2 protein-coding genes are annotated in these 19,447 nt (G+C 75.6%); both read right to left on the reverse strand.

Features of this window, described 5'->3' with window-relative positions:
* Positions 1 to 8 precede the first annotated feature (8 nt).
* Positions 9 to 1,253, reverse strand: coding sequence for a crotonyl-CoA carboxylase/reductase (ccrA, locus tag ABTY62_RS13580; RefSeq protein ID WP_352129577.1), 1,245 nt, complete (start codon positions 1,251 to 1,253; stop codon positions 9 to 11).
* A complete protein-coding gene (locus ABTY62_RS13585; protein ID WP_352129578.1) occupies positions 1,253 to 19,447 on the reverse strand; it encodes a non-ribosomal peptide synthase/polyketide synthase in 18,195 nt (6,064 codons plus the stop codon). The genes ccrA and ABTY62_RS13585 overlap by 1 nt, the downstream gene beginning before the upstream one ends.

The following is a 19,447-nucleotide window of genomic DNA, read 5'->3' on the forward strand; positions in this document are numbered from 1 at the left end:
GCGGCTGGTCAGGGCATCCCGGTCAGGCCGGGCCCGGGTGCGTTCACCAGCACCGCGGTGTTCCCCGCCGGGTGTTTGTTCTCGTACACGAGCTGGTGCGCGGCGCCGATCTCCTGGAACGGCGTCACCTGGCTCATGCACGGGTCGATCCGGCCCGAGGCCACCAGGTTGATGATCGCCCGGGTCTCCCGCACATTGGCCGCGTGCGAGCCCTGGAGGCGCTTTTGGAACATCCACAGGAAGCGCAGGTCGATATCGCCGTTGTAGCCGCTGGTGCCGGCGCAGGTGACCACCATCCCGGCGTTGTCGCAGACGTACACGGAGGTGGCGAGGGTGTCCCGGCCGGGGTGTTCCAGCACGATGCGCGGCGAGCGGCGCTCGCCCAGCACCTCCCAGATCCTGCGCCCGAAGGCCCGCGCCCCTTCCAGCCAGGACTGGAACGCCGCGGTGTCCTCGGCGTCCGGGAGCCGGCCCCAGTGGTCGAACTCGCGCCGGTTGATCACCCCGTGGGCGCCCAGCCGCAGACAGTGGTCGGCCTTGGCCTCGTCGGAGACCACGGCGACCGGAATCCCCCCGAAGTGCCGCACGATCTGGATCGCCATGGAGCCCAGGCCCCCGGAGCCGCCCCAGATCAGCACGGGATCGCCCGGCTGCACGGTGTGCGGCGCCCAGCCGCTCAGCTGACGGTAGGAGGTGGAGCCGCCGCCGAGGAAACAGCCGGCCTCCTCCCAGGTCAGATGGTCCGGCTTGGGGTGGCACTGGTACTCGTCGACCACCGTGAACTGGGCGAAGGAGCCGAAGTTCAGCTCGTATCCCCAGGCGCGCTGGCTGGTGGAGGCCGTGGGGTCGGTGCCCATGCGGATGTCGGGCGCCGACTCGTCCCAGCGCACCCCGCCCACGATCACCTGGTCGCCCACCCGGAACTGGGTGACGCCCTCGCCGACCGCCCACACCACGCCCGCCCCTTCGGAGCCCGCGATGTGGAAGTCGTGCGGATCGCCCTTCTTCCGCCGGGCCGCGATGACGTCGGCGGGGGTGCCGAGCGCGGCCCACACGCCGTTGTAGTTGACCCCGGCCGCCATCACCATCAGCAGGATCTGGCCCCGGCCCACCGGGGGCACCTCGACCTGCTCGATCTCGATCGCGTCGGCGGGCCTGCCGTAGCGGTGCCGCCGGATCAGCGCCGCGTGCATATAGCGGGGCACCTCGCCGAGCGGCGGCATCTCGCCGAGCGCGTAGATCTCCCGTCCCATCAGGCCTCCTTCTCGGTTCGGTGGTGACGCGGGTCCTGGAGGCGGGCGGTGACGAGCCGGCCGATCTCGGCGAGCGGTTCCGGCAGCATCATGTCCTCGTGCCGGCAGCGGACCCGGTGGCCGAGCACCCGCCCCCGGACGTAGGGGCGCCAGCGTTCGCTGCCGTCGTCGGCGCCGTCCCCGCCGTCCGGGCGGGCGGCGACGAGCAGCGCGTCGCCGTGGAAGACGCCGGGCCTGAAGGCGTGCCGCAGGGCCACGTGGTCCCCGAAGGCCCGCAGGATGGTCTCCAGGTTGCCGGCCAGCAGGCCGGTGAGCGGATTGCCCTGGGCGCGCAGCGTCTGTGCGACCGCCTCCCGGGTCAGCGGCTCACCGGGCCGTGGCGCATCGCCGTGGGCGGTGGCTCCCGGGGCGACGACCTCCAGCAGGGCCCGCATCAGATCGTTGTCCGCCTCCCCGTCCTCGTCCGCGCGGTCCCCGTCGGACGGGGCGGTGACCTCCGCGACCGGGTACGCGTCCAGCATCGCCAGCAGCCCCACCTCCTCGCCCTGTTCCTGGAGCCGGGTCGCCACGGCGTGGGCGACGAGACCGCCGAAGGACCAGCCGAGGAGGTGGTACGGCCCGCTGGGCGCCACGCTCCTGATCCGCTCCAGGAAGTCGGCGGCGATCTCCTCGATGTCCGCGGGCCGGTAGCCCGGCGTGCCGAAGGCGCGCGCCTGGAGTCCGTACACCGGGTGTTCCGGCGGCAGATGGCGCAGCAGTCCGGCGTAGCGCCAGCTCAGGCCGCCACCGGCGTGGAAGCAGAAGACCGGGGGACGGCTGCCCGTGGTCCGCAGCGGCAGCAGCACCTCCAGGCCGTTGCGCTCGTCCGGTCCGAGCCCGGCCTCCAGCCGCTGCGCGAGCCCGCCGGGGGTCGGCGCGGTGAACAGCGCCTGCATGCCGAGGCGGGAGCCGAGCGTGGTGCGGATGCGGCTGATGAGCGCGGCCGCGGTCAGCGAGTTGCCGCCGAGCAGGAAGAAGTCGTCGTCGATGCCGACCTCGGGGACGCCGAGCGCGTCGGCGAACAGCCCGCACAGCACCTCCTCCTGGGGGCTGCGCGGCCGGCGGGCCGGCTCCGTGTGGTACTCGGGGGCCGGGAGGGCCGAGCGGTCCAGCTTGGTGTGGTCCGTCAGCGGCAGCGCGTCGAGCACGACCAGGGCGGAGGGCACCATGAAGTCCGGGAGCCGCCCGGCGAGCCGGGCCCGCAGCGCGGCGGGGTCCGGGGCCGGGGAGCCGGAGTCCGGCACCACATAGCCGACCAGGCGCTTGTCGCCGGGCCGGTCCTCCCGTACGAGGGCGACCGCCTGGCCGATGCCGCCGCAGGAGCTGAGGGCGATCTCCACCTCGCGCAGCTCCACCCGGAAGCCGCGCAGTTTGACCTGCTCGTCGGCCCGGCCCGCGAACTCCATGAGGCCGTCCGCGCGCCATCGCACCAGGTCGCCGGTGCGGTACATCCGGGTGCCGGGCGGGCCGAAGGGGTCGGCGACGAAGCGCTCGGCGGTCATGGCCGGGTTGTTCTCGTAGCCGCGGGCCACCCCGGAGCCGGCCAGATACAGCTCCCCGACCACCCCGACGGGCAGCGGCTCGAGGCAGGGGCTGAGGACGTAGGCGCGGGTGCCGTCCAGCGGGCGGCCGATGGGCACGCTCTCGGGCACCGGGTCACCGGCGCGCATCGAGTGCCGGGTGGAGAACACGGTGGTCTCGGTGGGCCCGTAGCCCGCGGTGACCCAGGTGTCGGGGCAGTGGGCGAGCGCCTTGCGGACGGCGTACGCGGGCACCACGTCGCCGCCGGTACGGACCTCCCGCAGCCCGGCGAAGCACTCCGGGTGCTCCTCGGCGAGCAGCCGGAACAGCCCGCCCGAGGCCCACAGCCCGGTGATCCGCTCCGTGACCACCAGCTCCGCGAGGGCGTCCAGGTCGAGCCTGCCGGGCGGGGCGACCACGATCTCGCCGTGGTTCAGCAGCGGGACCCACCACTCCAGGGTGGAGGCGTCCCAGGCGTGCGGGGAGTGGAAGAGGACCTTGTGGGCCGGGTCCAGCCGCCACCACTGGTCGTCCGCCAGCTCCACCACGTTCTGGTGGGTGACCGCCACGCCCTTGGGGGTGCCGGTGGAGCCCGAGGTGTAGATGACGTACGCCAGTTGGCCGGGGTCCACGGTGACCTCGGGCGGGGTCGGGGCCTGGGCGGCGAGCCCGGGATCCGCGTCCACGGCGACCGTTGTGACCCCGTCCGCGGGCTCGGCCGCCCAGGTCTCGGCGCGCACCCGGTCGGTCAGCAGCACCGGCGCGGCCGTCTCGGCCAGCAGCAGCCGCAGCCGCTCCCGGGGGTGGTCGGGCTCCAGCGGCACATAGACCGCCCCGGCCTTGAGGACGGCCAGCACCGCGACGATCAGGTCGGGGCCGCGGTCGAGCTCCACCGCGACCCGGGTCTCCCGGCGCACGCCGAGCTCCACCAGGAGCCGGGCCAGCCGGTTGGCCCGCTGGTCCAGCTCGCGGTAGGTCAGCCGAAGGTCGCCGTGGCGGACGGCGGTGTCGTCGGGGCCCCGACCCACCGCGTCGGCGAATCTCCGGTGGATCGTCATCGGCCCCGGGGGCGGCGGCGCTTCGGCGCCGTTCCACCCGTCGACCAGCTGCCGCCGCTCGTCCGGGCCGAGGACGCCGATCCGGCCGACCGGCCGGTCCGGGTCCGCGCCGACCACCTCCAACACGCGTACCAGCCGGTCCAGCAGCTCCTCGGCGGCGGCGCGGTCGAACAGCTCGGGCCGGTAGTCGAGCCGCAGCCGCAGCCCGGCCGGTGCCAGGACGGCGACCAGGGCCAGCGGGTAGTGCGCCGCGGCGCGGCTCTCCGAGGCGGTGGCGCGCGGCCCGGTGGCGGGCTGGTCGCCGGCCGGGGCGACCGGGAAGTTCTCGTACACGACCAGGGTGTCGAACAGCTCGCCGAGCCCTGCGAGTTGCTGGACGCGGGCCAGTCCGAGCTGGTGGTGGGCGCTGAGGGCGGACTGCTCCTCCTGGAGCCGGGCCACCGCCGACCGCCAGCTCCGGGCCGGGTCCAGCCTGACCCGTACCGGGAGGGTGTTGATGAACAGGCCGACCATGGACTCGATCCCGGGGATCTCCGGGGGGCGGCCGGAGACGGTCGTCCCGAAGACCACGTCGTCGCGGCCGAGCAGCCGTCCGATCAGCACCGCCCACGCCCCCTGGAGGATCGTGTTGACGGTGACCGCGGCGTCGGCCGCGTGGTCCCGCAGCGCCGCCGTGAGCGGGGGCGGCAGCAGGCGGACCACGGTCTCGGGCGCCCGGTCCGGGGGGCCGGCGTCCGCGGGTGCCAGCAGGGTGGGCTCGGTCAGCCCGGCCAGGGCCCGGCGCCAGGCGTCCTCGGCCGCCGCGGGGTCCTGGGCGGCGAGCCAGGTCAGATAGTTCCGGTACGGCACCGCCGGGGGCAGGGCCGCCGGGTCGGCGCGGTGGTGGTAGAGCGTGATCAGGTCCCGCAGGAAGATCGGTACGGACCAGCCGTCGAGCAGGATGTGGTGTTTGAGGACCAGCAGCCGGTGCCGCTCGTCCTCGACCCGGATCAGCCAGAACCGCAGCAGCGGCGGGCGGCCGGGGTCGAAGCGGTGGTGACGGGCCCGCTCGGTGAGCCGGTCCAGTTCGGCCCCGCGCTCGGGCTCGGCCAGCCCGGACAGGTCCGTCTCCTCCCAGGCGAGCTCGGCCTGGCGCGGAATGATCTGCACCGCGTCGCCCGCGGCCCGGTGGCGGAAGCGGGCGCGCAGATTCGGGTGGCGCTCCAGCACGGCCCGCGCCGCGGCCCGCAGCGCGGGGCCGTCCAGCGGGCCCTCCAGGTCCAGCCTCATGTGCATGGTGTAGACGTCGGGGCCGGTGTCGGCGTACAGGGCGTGGAACAACAGCCCTTCCTGGAGCGGGGAGAGCGGCAGCACGTCCGCCACCCCGCCGGGCTCCGCCTCCCAGGTGTCGATCTCGGCCTGGGTGGCCCGGACCAGGGGGAGATCGGCGGGGACGAGTCCGCCGGCGCCCGGGCGGCGTGCCCCGTCGGCCAGCGCGCGCAGCGCGGTGAGCCAGGTGTCGGCCAGGTCCTGGATCTGGGCCGCGGTGAACAGGGCGCCCGGCCAGGAGCAGTTGACGCTCAGCCGCGGCCCGTCCGGGCTGTCCCGGGTGACCGCGCCGATCTCCAGGGCGTGGGCGAAGGGCAGTTCGCCGTCGGACGGGTCGAGACGGACCTGGGGGTGTGCGGCGACCGACCATCCGGCGGGTTCGGGGTTCTCGTCGAGCCCGCCGCCGTTCATCCGGCCCAGGTAGTTGAATCCGATCTGCGGGGTGCCGTACTGGGCGAGCAGCGCGGCGGTGTCCGGGTTGAGATAGCGCAGCAGCCCGTATCCGAGGCCGTTGTCGGGGAGTTCCCTGATCCGGCTCTTGATCCGCTTCAGGACGGCCACGGTGGCCCGGCCCCCGGCGAGCGCCTCGTCCAGGTCCACCTCCCCGGGGTCAAGCCGGAGCGGGTGGATGCTGGTGAACCAGCCGACGGTGCGGGAGAGGTCCACCTCGTCGGCGATCTGCTCCCGGCCGTGTCCCTCGACGTCGACCAGGAGGGTACGGCCGTCACCCCAGCCGTGGCGCTCCCGCCAGCGGGCCACGGCGAGCGTGAGGCCGGTCAGCAGGATCTCGTTCATCCGGGCCCGGTAGGTCTCCGGTGCGGCGGTCAGCAGGGCGTCGGTGATGTCCGCGGGGACGGTCACGGTCAGGTGCTCGGCCGTGGCCCGGGTGTCCCGGGTGCGGCGGAACGTCTCGGCCCCGAGGCGGGGATCGGGCCCGTCCAGCATGTCCGTCCACAGCTCCAGCTCCGCGGCCCGCTCCGGGCTCTGGGCCTCGGCGAGGAGCAGCTGCGCCCAGCGGCGCAGCGAGGTGCCGACCGGGGCCGGCCGGGGCGTCCCGCCGTCTTCGGCGGTCCGCCAGGCGGTCACCAGGTCGGGCACCAGGACGCGCCAGGACACCCCGTCCACGACCAGGTGGTGGGCGATCAGCAGCAGGCGGCCCGGCCGGTCGTCCCCGGCGTCGAACCAGACCACCTGGAGGAGCGACCCGGCCTCCGGGTCCAGGCGCAGCCGCGCGGCCTCGCCCTCCGCGGCCACCACGGCGGACAGCTCCGCGGAGCCGTCCGGGTGGCCGCCGATGTCCACCCGCCGTATGCGGTCCTCGGCCCGTACGCTGCCCGGCGGAGTGACCTTGAGCCCCCAGGTGACGCCCGTCGGGGCGCCGACGAGGACCGCGCGCAGCGCGTCGTGGTGGTCGAGCAGGCACTGCACGGCGGCCGTGAGCGCGGGGAGTCCCAGGGGCGGGACGGCCAGCAGCACCGACTGGTTGAGGTGCGCCACGGGTCCGCGCCGCTGGGCGAGCCAGCGCATGACGGGGGTCGGCGGCACGGCGCCCACGCCGTCGCCCCGGGGCTCCTCCGCCCGCTGCTCGGGCTCGCGTACGGCGGCGGCCAGTTCGGCCACGGTCTGGTGGCGGAAGAGGTCGCGGGGGGTGAGGACCAGGCCGGCCCGGCGGGCCCGGCTGGCGGCCTGGAGGGCGGCGATGCTGTCCCCGCCGAGGGCGAAGAAGTTGTCGTCGGGCCCGACCCGCGGCAGGCCGAGGACGTCGGCGACGACCTGGCACAGGATGTCCTCCGGGCGGGTGCCGGGGCGGGGTCCCGCGTCGGCCTCCGGCGGTGTCCGCCGCGGTGCCGGCGGCGCGGGCAGCGCCTTGTGGTCCACTTTGCCGTTCACCGTCAGCGGTATGCGCTCCAGCGTCATCAGCGCCGTCGGAACCATGTAGTCGGGCAGCAGCTCCGCCAGCCGGGTGCGGAGCCGCGCGGCGTCGGCCCCGGCGCCCGGGGCCGGCCGCAGATACCCCACCAGACGCCTGTGGCCGGGCTGGTCCTCCCGTACGGTCACGACCGCCTGGGCCACCTCCGGGAGGGACTCCAACGCGGTCTGGACCTCGCCCAGTTCGATGCGGTATCCGCGGATCTTGACCTGGCCGTCGGCGCGGCCGACGAACTCCAGCTGCCCGTCGGCCCGCCACCGTACGAGGTCGCCCGTGCGGTACATGCGGTCCCCGGCGGGCCCGAAGGGGTCCGCCACGAACCGCTCCGCCGTCAGCCCGGCACGCCCCAGATACCCCCGGGCCACGCCGGCTCCCGACACGTACAGCTCGCCGGGGACCCCGGGCGGGACCGGCCGCAGCAGGTCGTCCAGGACGTAGGTGCGCAGGTTGGGGAGCGGGCCGCCGATCGGCGGTATCCCGTCCACGGCCGGAAGCGGACCGGCCATGGTGCACGAGACGGTGGTCTCCGTGGGCCCGTACGCGTTGAACATCCGCCGGCCGGAGGCCCACTTGGGCACCAGACCCGGCTGGGCCGCCTCGCCCGCGATCACCAGGTTCACCACGGACGGCAGGCTGTCGGCGGGCAGCCGGGTGAGGATCGCCGGCGGCAGCGTGGCGTGGGTGATCCCGTAGCGCCGGATCAGCTCGGGCAGTTGGTCCGCCTGGGCGAGCATGTCGGCCGGGCCCAGCACCAGGCAGGCCCCCGCGCTCAGCGGCGTACAGATCTCGGACATGGCGGCGTCGAAGCTCAGCGACGCGAACTGGAGCGCCCGGCTGCCCGGCCCCATCCCGTACGTCCCGATCCTGGCCAGCACGATGTTGGGGATGGAGCGGTGCTCCACGACCACGCCTTTCGGGCGCCCGGTGGAGCCCGAGGTGTAGATGACATACGCCGGGGTGCGGGGGGTCAGCGGTGCCCGGCGGTCCGCGTCGGTGAGGTCCGTGCCCGACAGGCTCAGCGACTCCTCCACCGTGGCCGGGCTGTCCAGGACGACCCGCGTGCCGGGCGCCTGCTCGGGCAGGGTGTCCGCCGTCCCGGCCGTGGTCACCAGGAGTTCCGGGCGGGCGTCGGCCAGCATGTAGGCGATCCGGTCGGCCGGGTACGCGCTGTCCACCGGCACATAGGCCGCGCCGGACTTCAGCACCGCGAGCACGGCGACGATCATCTCCACGGAGCGCGGCACCATCAGCGCCACCCGCCGCTCCGGACCCGCGCCCCGCGCGACCAGCAGCCGGGCCAGGCGGTTGGCGCGCGTGTTCAGCTCCGCGTACGAGACGGTGGTGTCCCCGCACCGCACGGCCGGGGCGCCGGGGGTGCGCGCCGCCTGCTCCTCGAACATCCGCGGCAGCAGCGCGCCGGGCAGCGGCCGGGCGGTGTCGTTCCAGCCGTGGAGCAGCTGTCGGCGTTCCGCCGGGGCCAGGATCTCCACCTCGCCGATCGGGCGGCCCGGGTCGGCGACGACGGCGGTGAGCAGCCGGACGAACCGCGCCGCCAGCGCGGCCGCCGTGGCCGGTTCGAACAGGTCGAGCGCATAGGCGAGGGATCCGGTCAGACCCGCGGGGGCGCCCTCGGCCGAGCGCCGCTCGCGCAGCCGCACGGACAGGTCGAACTTCGCCCTCCCGGGGCCTTCCACGGGCGCGTCCATGCCGTCGTCGGCGTCCTCGCCGGCGTCCTCGTCAACTGCGCTCAGCCCGGGCAGCGCCGCGTCGGGGCGGGCGAAGTTGTCCAGCACCAGGGCCACCTGGAACAGCGGGTGGTACGCGGGCGACCGCGCCGGGGCGGCCGCGTCCACCACCCGCTCGAAGGGCACGTCCTGATGCGCGTACGCCGCCAGGTCCGTCTGCCGCACGCGGTCCAGCAGCTCCTGGAACGAGGGGTTGCCGGAGGTGTCGGTCCGCAGCACCAGCATGGTGGTGAAGAGGCCGACCAGGCCGTCCAGCGCCTCGTCGCCGCGCCCGGCCAGCGCGGTGCCGAGGGGGAGGTCCTCGCCCGCCCCCGACCGGGTCAGCACGGCGGCGAGCGCCGCCTGGAGCACCATGAACGCCGTGGCCCCGCGCGAGCGCGCCAGCGCCAGCACCGCCCGGTGCAGCGCGGCGTCCAGCTCGAAGGGCACCACGCCGCCGCGGTGGCTGGGCTCGGGGGGCCGGGGCCGGTCGGCGGGCAGGGCGAGCTGCTCGGGGAGGCCGGCCAGGGTCCGGGCCCAGTAGGCGAGTTGCCGTGACATCTCGCTGTCCGGGTCGCCGGCGTCGCCCAGCAGCTCCCGCTGCCAGAGCGCGTAGTCGGCGTACTGGACGGGCAACGGCGCCCAGCCGGGCGCCTCGCCGGCCAGCCGGGCGGTGTAGGCGGTGGCCAGATCGCGCAGCAGCGGCCGGACGGACCCGGCGTCACCGGCGATGTGGTGCACCACCAGCACCAGGACGTGTTCGCGCGGTCCCAGCACCAGCAGCGTCGCCCTGAGCGGGGGCTCGGCGGTGAGCGTGAAGCCCCCGCCGCGCGCGGCGGCGATCGCCCGGTCCAGGCCGTCCCGCGACCCGACCTCGACCGTCCGCAGCAGCGGGCCGGGCACCTCGGCGGGGTCCAGCACCCGCTGGCAGGGCTCGCCGTCGGTCTCGGGGAAGACGGTCCGCAGGCTCTCGTGACGGGCCACCACATCGCCCAGCGCGGCCCCCAGCGCCGCCCGGTCCAGCTCCCCGCGCAACCGCGCCACCAGGGGAATGGTGTACAGCGGGCCGGTCTCCCCCAGCCCGTTCAGCACCCACAGCCCGCGCTGGGCGAACGACAGGGGCAGCACATCCGGCCGCGGCCGGGGCGCGGGCCGCCGCCGGGCGGAGGCGGCCCGGCCCGCGTACGCCGCCAGACCCGCGACGGTGGGCGCCTCGAACACGGCCCGGATCGGCAGCTCGACCCCCAGCGCGGCACGGACGCGCGCCACCAGCCGGGTGGCCAGCAGCGAATGGCCGCCCAGGTCGAAGAAGTCGTCGTCGGCTCCGACCCCGGGCACGCCGAGGACATCGGCGAACAGCCGGACCAGGATCTCCTCCTGAGGGGTACGGGGGGCCGTGCGCGCCGCGTCGCCCGCCTCCGGCGCCGGCAGCGCCCCGCGGTCGGTCTTGCCGTTCGGCGTCAGCGGGACGGCGTCCAGCGCCACCACCACCGAGGGCACCAGGTGGGCCGGCAGCCGGGCGGCCAGGGCCTCGCGCGCCGCCCGCGGGCCGCCCTCGTCCGCCCCTCCCACCACGTACCCGACGAGCCGGGGGTGGCCGTCCGGGCCCGGCAGCACCGCGGCGACGGCGTCCGTCACGCCCGGCAGGGCGCGCAGATACGCCTCCACCTCGCCCAGTTCGATCCGATGGCCGCGGACCTTGACCTGGTCGTCGGCGCGGCCGGCGAACTCCAGCGCACCGCCGGCCGACCAGCGCGCGAGGTCGCCCGTGCGGTACATCCGCGCCCCGGCCGGCCCGTACGGGTCGGCCACGAACCGTGTGCCGGTCAGGCCCGGCCGGCCCAGGTAGCCGCGGGCCACACCGTCGCCCGCCAGGTACAGCTCGCCCGCGACACCGTCCGGCACCGGGCGCAGCCTCGCGTCCAGCACATAGCAGCGGGTGTTGGCCAGCGGTGTGCCGAGGGGCGGCGGCCCGTCGGCGCACTCGGCCGCCACGGGCGCGCTCGTGGACCAGATGGTGGTCTCCGTCGGCCCGTACATGTTCCGTACCGAGGCGGCCCGGCCCGCCAGCGCCGACGCCAGCGAGGAGTCCAGCGCCTCGCCGCCGACCAGCGCCCGGAGGCCGTCGACGGCCTCCGGGTCGGCGTCCAGCAGCGCGCGCCACAGGCTGGGCGTCGCCTGCATCACCGACCCGGCCCGCGCGCGCAGTTCGCGGCCGAGCTCGCGCGGGTCGCGCACCACGTCACGCTCGACCACCACCACCCGGGCGCCCGAGACCAGGGGCAGGAACACCTCCAGCAGAGCGATGTCGAACCCGAACGTGGTCACCGCCAGCCAGCTGTCGCCCGGCGCCACCGCCACCGACGGGGCCACCGCCGACACGAGATTGCGCAGCGCCCCGTGGGAGACGACCACGCCCTTGGGCCGCCCGGTCGACCCCGAGGTGTACAGCACATACGCCGGGTGGTCGGGCCGCACCGCGACCGCGGGCGACGGCCGCTCGGCGGGCTCCACCTCGTCGAGCACCACCACCGGTACGCCCAGATCTTGGGGCAGCCGCGGCACCGCCGCGCGCACCGTCAGCACCACGGCGGGCGCCGCGTCGCCGAGGACGAACCTCACCCGCCCGGCCGGGAAGTCCAGGTCGACCGGCAGGAACGCGGCGCCCGCCCGGCCCGCGGCGACCATGGCCACCACCGCGTCCACCGAGCGCGGCACGGCCAGCGCCACCACCGACTCCGGGCCGACGCCCCGCGCGGCCAGCAGGCGCGCCACGCCGTTCGCGCGGGCGGAGAGCTGCGCGTACGAGAGGGTGACGCCCCGGCACGACACGGCGGCGGCCTCCGGCGTACGGGCCGCCTGAGCCTCGATCAGCGCCGGTATCAGGGGCGACGGCTGCTGTGCGGCCGTGTCGTTGCGGCCGTACAGCAGCCGCTGCCGCTCACCGACGTCCAGGATCTCGATGTCCGCGATCCGCACGTCGGGCCCGTCCGCCACGGCACGCAGCACCCGCTCCAGACGCTCCAGCACCGAGGCGGCCGTGGCCGCGTCGAACAGCTCGGTGGAGTAGTCGACCACGCCCTCGAGACCGCCCGGTTCGCCGCTCGGCGTGTGCAGCTCGCCGAGGCCGAAGGACAGGTCGAACCGGGCCCACCGGCTCTCGCCCGGCACGCCGGCGACGGCCAGGCCCGGCAGCGCGAGCTCCGCGGCCCGGGTGCTCCGCACCGTCAGCATCACCTGGAACAGCGGGTGACGGGTCAGCGACCGCCGTGGGTTGACCTCCTCGACCAGCCGCTCGAACGGCAGGTCGAGGTGGTCGTACGCGGCGAGGTCCGTCGCCCTGACGCGGTCCAGCAACTCGCGGAAGGTGGGGGCGCCGGAGGTGTCCGTGCGCAGCACCAGCGTGTTGAGGAAGAAGCCCACCGCCCTGTCCAGGGCCGCGTCGCCGCGCCCGGCCACGGGGGTGCCGATGGGGATGTCCTCGCCCGCGCCGAGCCGGGTCAGCGTCGCCGCCAGGGCCGCCTGCACCACCATGAACAGGCTGGCGCCGCTCTCCCGGGCGAGCGCCAGCAGCCGGCCGTGCAGCTCGGCGTCGAGGAAGAAGCGGAGCCCCGCGCCCCGCTGGGGGCCCGAGGCGGGGCGGGGCCGGTCGGTGGGCAGGGCGAGCTCCTCGGGCAGGCCCGCCAGGGCGCCCGTCCAGTAGGCCAGTTGGCGGGAGAGCTCGCTGTCGGCATCGCCCGACTCGCCGAGGAGTTCGCGCTGCCACAGGGCGTAGTCGGCGTACTGGACCGGCAGCGGCGCCCAGGCGGGGGCCTCGCCGCCGCGCCGCGCCGCGTAGGCCGAGGCCAAGTCGGTGGCGAGGGCCTCGATCGACCAGGCGTCGCCCGCGATGTGGTGCAACACCACGACCAGGGCGTGTTCCCGGGGCCTCAGTGTCAGCAGCGTGGCCCGCAGCGGGGGCTCCGAGGTCAGGTCGAAGCCCTCCCCGACGAGGGGGGAGACGGCCGCGGCCACGCGGCTGTCGTCGGTGTCCGCGGTGCCGGGTATGTGGGCGGTCCGCAGGCGCGGGCCGGGCACCTCGGCCGGGGTCAGCACCCGCTGGCGGGGCTCGCCGTCCGTCGCGGGGAAGACGGTCCGCAGGCTCTCGTGGCGGGCCACCACATCGCCCAGGGCGGCCTCCAGCGCCGCCCGGTCCAGCTCACCGCGCAGCCGCACCGTCAACGCCAGGTTGTACAACGGGCTCGCCGGATCGAGCCGGTTGAGGAACCACAGGCGGCGCTGGGCGAAGGACAGCGGAATCGCGTCCGGCCGGGGGCGCGGCGTCAGCGCCGCGCGCGCCGCGGTCCGGCCACCGTCCAGGCGTGGCGCCAGACCGGCCACCGTCGGCGTCTCGAACAGCGCGCGGATGGGCAGCGTCGCCCCGAGCGTGGCGCGGATGCGGGACAGCAGCCGGATGGCGAGCAGCGAATGGCCGCCCAGGTCGAAGAAGCCGTCGTCGATCCCCACCCGCGCCACGCCCAGCACCTCGGCGAACAGCCCGCACAGGATCTCCTCCCGGGGGGTGCGCGGCCCCCGGCCGGCCCCGGCCGCCTCGGGCGCGGGCAGCGCGCCCCGGTCGACCTTGCCGTGGGGCGTCAGCGGCAGCGAGTCCAGCACCACCACGGCGGACGGCACCAGGTACTCCGGCAGCACCGACGCCAGCTCGCGGCGCGCCGCCGCCGCGGCCACGCTCGCGCCCGGGGCGGGCACGGCGTACGCGACCAGCCGCCGGTCTCCGGGCGTGTCCTCCCGTACGAGGGCGACGGCCCGGTCCACCCCGGGCAGCGCGGCGACCGCCGCCTCGACCTCGCCCGGCTCGATCCGGTAGCCGCGCACCTTCACCTGATCATCGGCCCGGCCGAGGAACTCCACCACGCCGGCGCGCGTCCAGCGGGCGAGGTCCCCGGTGCGGTACATCCGCGATCCCGGCGGGCCGAACGGATCCGCCACGAACCGCTCGGCCGTCAGCCCCGGACGGCCCCAGTACCCGCGCGCCACGCCACGGCCGGCCACATACAGCTCCCCCGGAACGCCGTCCGGCACCGGGGACAGCCGCGCGTCCAGGACGTATACCCGGGTGTTCCACATGGGCCGGCCCAGCGGCACCGCGCCGTCCGAGAGCACCGCCCCCGCCGGAATCCGGTGATCCAGACAGCCCACCGTGGCCTCCGTCGGGCCGTAGTGGTTGACCACCTCGACGCCCGGATGCCGGGCCCGCCACGCGGACAGCCGACCACCGCTCAGCGCCTCGCCCCCGATGACCAGCTGCCCCGTGGGCGAACAGGCCTCGGGCAACTCCTGAAGGACCGGCAGATGGCTCGGCGTCACCTTCGCGAACGTCACCCCGCCCGGCACCGAAAGACGCTCATCCAAATCCGCGACCACCAGACAGCCACCCGCCGCCAACGTCCCGTACAACCCCGTCAACCCCAAGTCGAACGACAGCGGCGAATGCAACAACGTCCGCCCCGCCAAACCCGGATACGCCACCACACACCGCACCACGTAATCCACCAACGAACCCTGCTCCACCACCACCCCCTTCGGCCGCCCCGTCGAACCCGACGTATAGACCACATACGCCACATCGCCCGCCGACACCCGCACACCCGGGTCCTCGTCGCTCGCCTCCGCCAGCGCCACCACCGTCTCCGGCGCATCCAGCACCAGCGCCCGGGTCGCCCCCCACACCGGCTCCACCCCGGCGCGGGTCACCACCAGCGACGGCCGCGCGTCCGCCAGGACCAGGGCCAGCCGCGCCCCCGGGGAGTCCGGGTCCAGCGGTACGTACGCCGCCCCGGCCTTCTGCACCGCCACCATCGCCACCACCGCGTCCGCGGAACGCGGCAGCGCCAGCGCCACCAGCGACCCGGCGCCCACCCCCTGGCCGCGGATCACCCGCGCCAGCCGGTTCGCCCGCGCGTCCAGCTCGGCGTAGGTCAGCGCACCGGCCGGGCCCGACGGGCCGCTCACCACCGCCGGCGCCTCCGGCGCCGCCGCCACCCGCTCCTGGAACACCTCCAGGAACGACCCCGCCGCCACCTCGTGCCCGGTGTCGTTCCGCAGCGACAGCGCCTCGTCCCGCTCGGCCGCGTCCAGCAGTTCCACCCGGCCGATCCGCAGCCCCGGATCGGCCGCCACTGACTCCAGGAACCTCACGAGCCGCGCCGCGAGCGCCTCCACCGTCTCCCGGTCGAACAGATCGGCCGCGTAGGTGATGGTCCCGGCGATGCCAGCCGGGGCGCCGTCCTCGGCACGGTGCTGCGCCGCCTGCACCAGGAGGTCGAACTTGGCCCGGCCCGCCTGTTCGGCCAGCGGGGTGTCCACGCCGCCCTCGCTGGTCAGGCCGTCGAGCCGCACCCGTTCGCGGTCGAAGTCGTCCAGCACCAGGCGGACCTGGAACAGCGGGTGGTACGCCAGCGAACGCTCCGGGTTGACCTCCTCCACCAGCCGCTCGAACGGCAGGTCCTGGTGGTCGTACGCGGCCAGGTCCGTCTCCCGCACCCGGGCGAGCAGGTCGCGGAAGGTCGGGTCGCCGGAGGTGTCCGTGCGCAGCACCAGCGTGTTGACGAAGAAGCCCACCAGCCGGTCCAGCGCGGCGTCGTCGCGCCCGGCCGCGGGGGTGCCGATCGGGATGTCCTCGCCCGCGCCGAGCCGGGTCAGCAGCGCGGCCAGCGCCGCCTGGACCACCATGAACGGTGTCGTGGCGGTGGCACGGGCCAGCTTCAGCAGCGCGGAGTGCGGTTCGGGGGCGACCGTGAACGGCACCACGCCGCCCTGGTGGGTGCCGGCGTCCGGCCGGGGGCGGTCGGTGGGCAGCGTCAGTTTCCGGGGCGCCCCGGCCAGGGCGCCCTTCCAGTAGGCGAGTTGGCGGGACAGCTCGCTGTCGGGGTCGCCGTCGTCGCCGAGGAGTTCGCGCTGCCACAGGGTGTAGTCGGCGTACTGGACCGGCAGCGGGTCCCAGCCAGGGGCCTCGCCGCCGCGCCGCGCCGCGTACGCGGCGGCCAGGTCGGCGGCGAGCGGGCCGACGGACCACGCGTCGCCCGCGATGTGGTGCAACACCACCACCAGGACGTGTTCCTGAGGATTCAGCGCCAGCAGCGTCGCGCGCAGCGGCGGCTGCGCGGTGAGGTCGAAGCCGGTCCGTACGGAGTCGACCGCCGTGGCGAGCTCGCTCTCGGCCACGTCGAGAGTGCGCAGCAACGGGGTGGGCAGCTCCTGGACGTCGAGCACCCGCTGGCGGGGCTCCCCGTCGACGGCGGGAAACACCGTCCGCAGGCTCTCGTGGCGGGCCACCACATCGCCCAGGGCGGCCTCCAGCGCCGCCCGGTCCAGCTCGCCGCGCAGCCGCACCGTCAACGCCAGGTTGTACAACGGGCTGGCCGGATCGAGGCGGTTGAGGAACCACAGGTGCCGCTGGGCGAAGGACAGCGGAATCGCGTCCGGTCGCGGGCGGGGTGTCAGCGGCGCCCGCGCCTCGGTCCTGCCGCCGTCCAGGCGGGGCGCCAGACCGGCCACCGTGGGCGACTCGAACAGCGCGCGGATCGGCAGGTCCGCGCCGAGCGTGGCGCGGATCCGCGCCATCAGCCGGGTGGCGAGCAGCGAGTGGCCGCCCAGGTCGAAGAAGCCGTCGTCGATCCCCACCCGGGCCACGCCCAGCACCTGGGCGAACAGCCCGCACAGGATCTCCTCGCGCGCCGTGCGCGGCCCCCGGCCGGCCCCGGCCGCCTCGGGCGCGGGCAGCGCCTTGCGGTCCACCTTGCCGTTCGGGGTCAGCGGGAGGGAGTCCAGGCCGACCACCACCGAGGGGACCAGATACTCCGGCAGGACGGAGCCCAGGGCCCGCCGGATCTCCCCGGGGTCCGCCGCCCCCACCACATAGCCGACGAGCCGGGGCCGCCCCTCGGGGCCGGGGACGGCGGCCGCCACCGCGTCGGTCACCCCGGGCCGGGCGCGCAGATACGCCTCGACCTCGCCGAGTTCGATCCGGTGGCCGCGGACCTTGACCTGGTCGTCGGCGCGGCCGAGGAACTCCAGCGCGCCCCGCCCCGTCCAGCGCACCACATCGCCGGTGCGGTACATCCTCGCCCCCGGCGGGCCGAACGGATCCGCCACAAACCGCTCACCCGTCAGTCCGGGCCGCCCCAGGTACCCCCGCGCCACCCCCGCACCCGCCACATACAGCTCCCCCGCCACCCCGTCCGGCGCCAGGCGCAGCCCCTGGTCCAGCACATACACCCGGGTGTTCGCCAGCGGCCGGCCGATCGCCACCGGGCCGCCCGCCTCGACCGGCGCGCTCGCCGACCAGATGGTGGTCTCCGTCGGCCCGTACATGTTGCGCACCCACACCGCGCGCGAGGCCAGCCCCGAGGCCAGCGTCCCGTCCAGCGCCTCGCCGCCGACCAGCACCCGCAGCCCCGCCACCGCTTCCGGGTCCGCCTCCAGCAGCGCCCGCCACAGGCTCGGCGTGGCCTGCATCACCGTCACGCCCCGCTCCCGCACCGTCCGGCCCAGCGCCACGGGGTCGCGCACCACCTCACGGCCCGCCACCACCACCTCGGCGCCGGACAGCAGCGGCAGGAACACCTCCAGCAGCGAGATGTCGAACCCGAAGGTCGTCACCGCCAGCCACCGGTCGCCCGGCACCGGCTCCACCGGCGACATCGCCGCTAGCAGGTTGCGCAGCGCCCCGTGCGACACCACGACACCCTTCGGACGCCCCGTCGAGCCCGAGGTGTACAGCACATACGCCGGGTGGCCTGGCGCCACCGCCACCGGGGGCAGCGGCTCCCCGTCCGCGTCCTCGATCAACACGACCGGGACGTCCAGGTCCGCGGGCAGCCGGTCACGCGCCTCACGGGTGGTCACCACCACGGCGGGGGACGCGTCGTGGAGCACATACGCCACGCGCTCGGCCGGGAAGTCCACGTCCACGGGCAGAAACGCCGCCCCCGCCGTCATGACGCCCGCCATCGCCACCACCGCGGCCGCCGAACGCGGCACCAGCAGCGCCACCACCGACTCCGGGCCGGCCCCGTGCCCGGCGAGCAGCCCGGCCACCGCGCGCGCCCGCGCGTCCAGCTCCGCGTACGACAGCGCCGCTTCCCCATCGGACACCGCCACCGCATCCGGCGTACGGTCCGCCTGGGCCCGCAGCAGCGCGGGCACCAGCGGCGGCGGCAGCTCGCGCGCGGTGTCGTTGCGGCGCAGCAGCAGCCGCTCCCGCTCGGCCGCGCCCAGCACGTCGATGTCCCCGAGCATGAGATCCGGCGTCGCCACCGCAGCGCGCAGCACCCGCTCCAGGCGGGCCGCCACCGACTCGGCCATGGAGCGGTCGAGCAGGTCGGACCGGTGGTCCACCCGCATCCGCAGCCCGTCCGGCGAGGGCGCCACGACGAGCGTCAGCGGATAGTGCGTGGCGTCCCGGCCCTTGGCGCCCACCAGCCGCAGACCGGAGTCCAGGCGGGCGGCCGTGGCGGGGTCCACGGGGAAGTTCTCGACGATCAGCGTGGTGTCGAACAGCTCGCCGACCCCGGTGAGGGCCTGGATGTCACTGAGGCCGAGGTACTGGTGGGGTCCCAGGTCCGACTGTTCGTTCTGAAGCCGCACCAGGGCCTTGGCGAAGGGCTCGGAGCCCGGGAGCCTGACCCGCACCGGAACGGTGTTGATGAACAGTCCGACCATGGACTCCACGCCGGGCACCTCGGCGGGCCGGCCGGAGACGGTCGCGCCGAACACCACGTCGTCCCGCCCGGTCAGCCGCCCCAGTACCACGGCCCAGGCCAGCTGGAGCACCGTGTTCAGCGTCACCGCGTGCCCGGCCGCCAGCCGCCGCACGGCGTCCGCGAGGTCGGCGGGCAGCAGCGTCTCGACGCGGTCCGGCATGCGCTGCGCCCGGCCCGGCTCGGCCGGGGTCAGCCGGGTGGGTTCGCCCACCCCGTCCAGCGCCTTGCGCCAGGCCTGCTCGCCGGCCGGGCGGTCCTGCCCGGCCAGCCACCGCAGATAGTCGCGGTACGGGGTGACGGGCGGCAGGGCGTCCTCGCCCCGCTCGTAGACGGTGAACAGCTCCCGCAGCACCAGGGGCGTCGACCAGCCGTCCAGCAGGATGTGATGGTTGGTGATCACCAGGCGGTGCCGCTCGGGCCCCTGGCGGATCAGCAGGGCGCGCAGCAGCGGGGGTTCGGCCAGGTCGAACCGCTCGGTGCGGTCCCGGTCCGCGAGCCGGGCCGCCTCCGCCTCGCGCCGTGCCGCGTCCAGCCCGGCGAGGTCCGCCTCGCGCCAGCCCGCCTCGGCCCGGCCCGGGATGAACTGGACCGGCTTGCCCGAACGCAGGGCGCGGAACCCGGCCCGGAGGTTGGGGTGGCGCCGCAGCAGCGCGGCCAGCGCGGCCTTCAGCCGGGGCGCGTCCAGCGGTCCGGCGAGGTCGACGGCGAGCTGGACGGTGTAGACGTCCTCGCCCTCGTCCTCACCCGCGTAGAGGGAGTGGAACAGCAGGCCTTCCTGGAGCGGGGACAGCAGCAGGACGCCCTCCAGCCCGGACGACGGCTTCCCCTCCGGTCGGACGTTACGGGTCAC

The sequence above is a fragment of the Streptomyces sp. NPDC097640 genome, from assembly GCF_040302705.1.
Taxonomy (GTDB): Bacteria; Actinomycetota; Actinomycetes; order Streptomycetales; family Streptomycetaceae; genus Streptomyces.

Excerpts from the sequence above, each read along its gene's own strand:
- ccrA (WP_352129577.1), bottom strand. The coding sequence starts at position 1,253 with ATGGGACGGGAGATCTACGCGCTCGGCGAGATGCCGCCGCTCGGCGAG.